Genomic DNA, 3591 nt, shown 5'->3' with positions numbered 1-3591 from the left:
AGGAGGACCAAAATTGAATGAGAAAATTGAAAATCTCCTAGAAACCAAAAAAAGAATAGAACTTGGTGGCGGAGAAAAAAGGATTGAGAAACAACATAGTAAAGGAAAGCTGACAGCAAGGGAAAGAATCAATCTGTTATTAGATGAAGGAAGCTTTATGGAAATTGATGCCTTTATTAAACACAGATGTACAAATTTTGGTATGGAAAATACTAAAGCTGAAGGAGATGGGGTAGTAACAGGTTACGGAACAGTGGATGGAAGATTGGTATTTGTATATGCACAAGATTTTACAGTATTAGGTGGTTCATTAGGAGAAATGCATGCTAACAAAATATGCAAAGTTCAAGAGATGGCATTAAAGATGGGAGCACCGATAGTTGGAATAAATGATTCAGGCGGCGCAAGAATTCAAGAGGGAGTAGATGCATTATCTGGATATGGAAAGATATTCTATAGAAATACTAAGGCTTCTGGTGTAATACCTCAAATAACTGCAATAATGGGGCCATGTGCTGGAGGAGCAGTATACTCGCCAGCATTAACCGATTTTATATTTATGGTAGATGGAACTAGTAGGATGTTTATAACAGGGCCTCAAGTAATAAAAACAGTAACAGGAGAAGATGTAAGCCAAGAAGAATTAGGAGGAGCTAAAACTCACAACAATATATCAGGGGTAGCTCATTTTAGGGATAATACAGAGGAAGAGTGTATTGAAAGAATAAAAGTCCTTTTAAGTTATTTACCTTCAAATAATTTAGAGACTGCACCAGTTTATGAGTCAAAAGATGATATAAATAGAGTTGAAGAAAAATTAAATGAAATTGTACCAGCTAATCCTAATAAACCTTATGATATGAAAGATATAATAAATCTATTAGCTGATGATGGAGAATTTTTTGAAATACAACAATACTATGCGCAAAATATAATAACTGGATATATAAGGTTAAATGGGAAAACTGTAGGAGTAGTTGCAAATCAGCCAAAGGTATTAGCAGGATGTCTAGATATAAATGCATCAGATAAAGCAGGTAGATTTATTAGAACTTGTGATGCGTTTAATATTCCATTACTCAATCTAGTGGACGTTCCAGGATTTTTACCAGGAACAAACCAAGAATATGGTGGAATAATAAGACATGGTGCTAAAATGCTTTATGCTTATAGTGAGGCAACAGTACCTAAAGTAACTTTGATAATAAGGAAAGCATATGGAGGAGCATATATAGCAATGTGCAATAAGGAATTAGGAGCAGATCAGGTATATGCATGGCCAAATGCAGAAATAGCAGTAATGGGACCGGATGGAGCAGCCAATATAATATTTAAAAATGATATTAAAGATTCTGATGATCCAATTGAAACAAGGAAAGAGAAAATAGAAGAATATAGAAATACAGTTGCTAATCCATACATTGCAGCTGGAAGGGGATATGTTGACGATGTTATAGTTCCAAGCATTACAAGACCTAGGATAATATCTGCATTTGATATGTTAGAGAGCAAGAGGGAAACAAATCCTGCAAAGAGACATGGAAATATACCAGTATAGAAGGGGTGATTAATTTTGGGTGAGACCGTAGCTTTTGGTCAAGGTTTAATAGTGACAGTTTTTAGTATGGCTGTAGTATTTGCAGTCCTTTTACTTATATCCTATCTTATAAATATATTAAAAGTAACGACCAATGGGAAAGATAAAAAAGTTCAGCCAGAAGAGACAGAAGCTTTGGTTGAAAAAAAGCAAAAATATGTAGAAAAAAAGGCACTAAATAAAAATGTAGACGATGAAGAGTTAACAGCAGTAATTGCTGCTGCAATATCAGCAAGTATGGGAGTATCAACTCCTGATATAAATATTAAAGCCATAAGGCGAGTTTCTCAAAATACTTCTACATGGGCAGAAATGGGTAGAAAAGAACAAATTTCAAGGAATCTATAATCGATATCAATATTATTAGGAGGTAAATAAGATGAGAAAATTTAAAATAAATGTAAACGGAAATCAATATGAAGTTGAAGTTGAAGAAGTAACAAATGGTGAAACTTCTATAAAGAAATCTGCTAAAACTTTACAGTCAACATCTAAAGTGCAAAAGTCACCATCACAGTCTAAACCGGAATCAAAACCATCTAAAGAAAATAAAGAGGTAGTAATACCCACAGGTGCTGAAACAATAGAAGCTCCTATGCCAGGAACAATATTGAAAGTAAATACAAAACAAGGAGATACAGTTAAAGAAGGGCAAGTATTAGCAATACTTGAAGCCATGAAAATGGAAAATGAGATTGTTTCTCCAAAAGATGGAAAGATAGTAGATATTGCTGTAACTGAAGGTACATCTGTAAATACTGGAGACAAATTGATAATTGTAGAATAATAATTATTATGAAAGGAAGGGTAATTAAATGCTTATAGATATATTGAAGGAATTTTTGCAGAGTACTGGATTTGCTCAAATTGATGCTGGGCAAATTATAATGATATTAATATCTTTTATCCTTCTTTATCTTGCAATAAAGAAGGAATTTGAACCTCTCCTTTTAGTACCAATTGCATTTGGGATGCTATTAGCGAATTTTCCATTAGCAGGTTTGATGAAAGAGCCAGTGGTAGAGATTGTAACAGACCCTGTAACAGGAGAATTGGTACAACAAACAAAGGAATCAGGAGGATTGTTATATTACCTATACCAAGGTGTTAAACTAGGCATATATCCACCGTTAATATTTTTAGGGGTAGGGGCTATGACAGACTTTGGACCATTAATAGCAAATCCTAAGAGTATATTACTCGGAGCAGCAGCCCAATTTGGAATATTTGTTACATTTCTAGGCGCAATACTTTTAGGGTTCACTGGAGCAGAATCTGCAAGTATTGGTATAATTGGTGGAGCAGATGGACCAACAGCTCTTTATTTGACAAGCAAATTAGCACCCCATTTATTGGGACCAATAGCAGTAGCAGCATATTCATATATGGCATTGGTTCCAATAATACAGCCACCAATAATGAAAGCATTAACAACGGAAGAAGAAAGAAAAATTATAATGGAGCAATTGAGACCAGTAACTAAGAAAGAAAAGATAATATTTCCAATAATTATAACAGTAGTTGTAACACTAATTTTACCCTCTGCAGGACCATTAATTGGAATGCTTATGTTAGGCAATTTAATAAGAGAGTGTGGTGTGGTAGAAAGATTATCTAAAACAGCTCAAAACGAGTTAATGAATATAGTGACTATATTCTTAGGTTTAACAGTAGGGGCAACTGCCAATGCGGAAATCTTTATCCAGTGGGGGACCATAAAGATAATAGTATTGGGACTGATTGCATTTTCTATCGGAACTGCATCAGGAGTATTATTTGGTAGATTAATGTGTAAGTTTACAGGAGGAAAGATAAATCCATTAATAGGTTCCGCTGGAGTATCGGCAGTGCCAATGGCAGCAAGAGTTGTTCAAAAAGTTGGACAAGAAGCAAACCCAAGAAATTTTTTATTGATGCATGCAATGGGACCTAATGTTGCAGGAGTTATTGGTTCAGCAGTAGCAGCAGGACTTCTGTTAATGTTCTTTGGATAA

Annotated in this window: 4 protein-coding genes; all 4 read left to right on the top strand. The window is 34.6% G+C overall.

Annotation, left to right across the window (positions count from 1 at the left end):
• Positions 1 to 13 precede the first annotated feature (13 nt).
• Genes K8M07_RS12450 through K8M07_RS12435 form a run of 4 tightly spaced genes read left to right on the top strand, consistent with a single transcriptional unit; the run spans position 14 to position 3591 of the window.
• Positions 14 to 1558: an acyl-CoA carboxylase subunit beta gene (locus K8M07_RS12450; protein WP_223379427.1), complete on the top strand. Its 1545-nt coding sequence runs from the start codon at positions 14 to 16 to the stop codon at positions 1556 to 1558.
• Positions 1559 to 1573: 15 nt separating this feature from the next.
• Positions 1574 to 1945, top strand: a complete 372-nt coding sequence (locus tag K8M07_RS12445; protein WP_223379425.1) for an OadG family protein — start codon at positions 1574 to 1576, stop codon at positions 1943 to 1945.
• A gap of 31 nt (positions 1946 to 1976) precedes the next feature.
• Positions 1977 to 2384, top strand: coding sequence for a biotin/lipoyl-containing protein (locus K8M07_RS12440; protein WP_223379423.1), 408 nt, complete (start codon positions 1977 to 1979; stop codon positions 2382 to 2384).
• A gap of 28 nt (positions 2385 to 2412) precedes the next feature.
• Complete coding sequence (locus K8M07_RS12435; protein WP_223379421.1) at positions 2413 to 3591, top strand: sodium ion-translocating decarboxylase subunit beta; 1179 nt, start codon at positions 2413 to 2415, stop codon at positions 3589 to 3591.

This window comes from Schnuerera sp. xch1, from assembly GCF_019931165.1.
Classification (GTDB): domain Bacteria; phylum Bacillota; class Clostridia; order Tissierellales; family Tepidimicrobiaceae; genus JAIOUP01.
The sequence above is the reverse complement of the archived record's forward strand: the minus strand, read 5'-3'. Positions and strand labels throughout refer to the sequence as shown.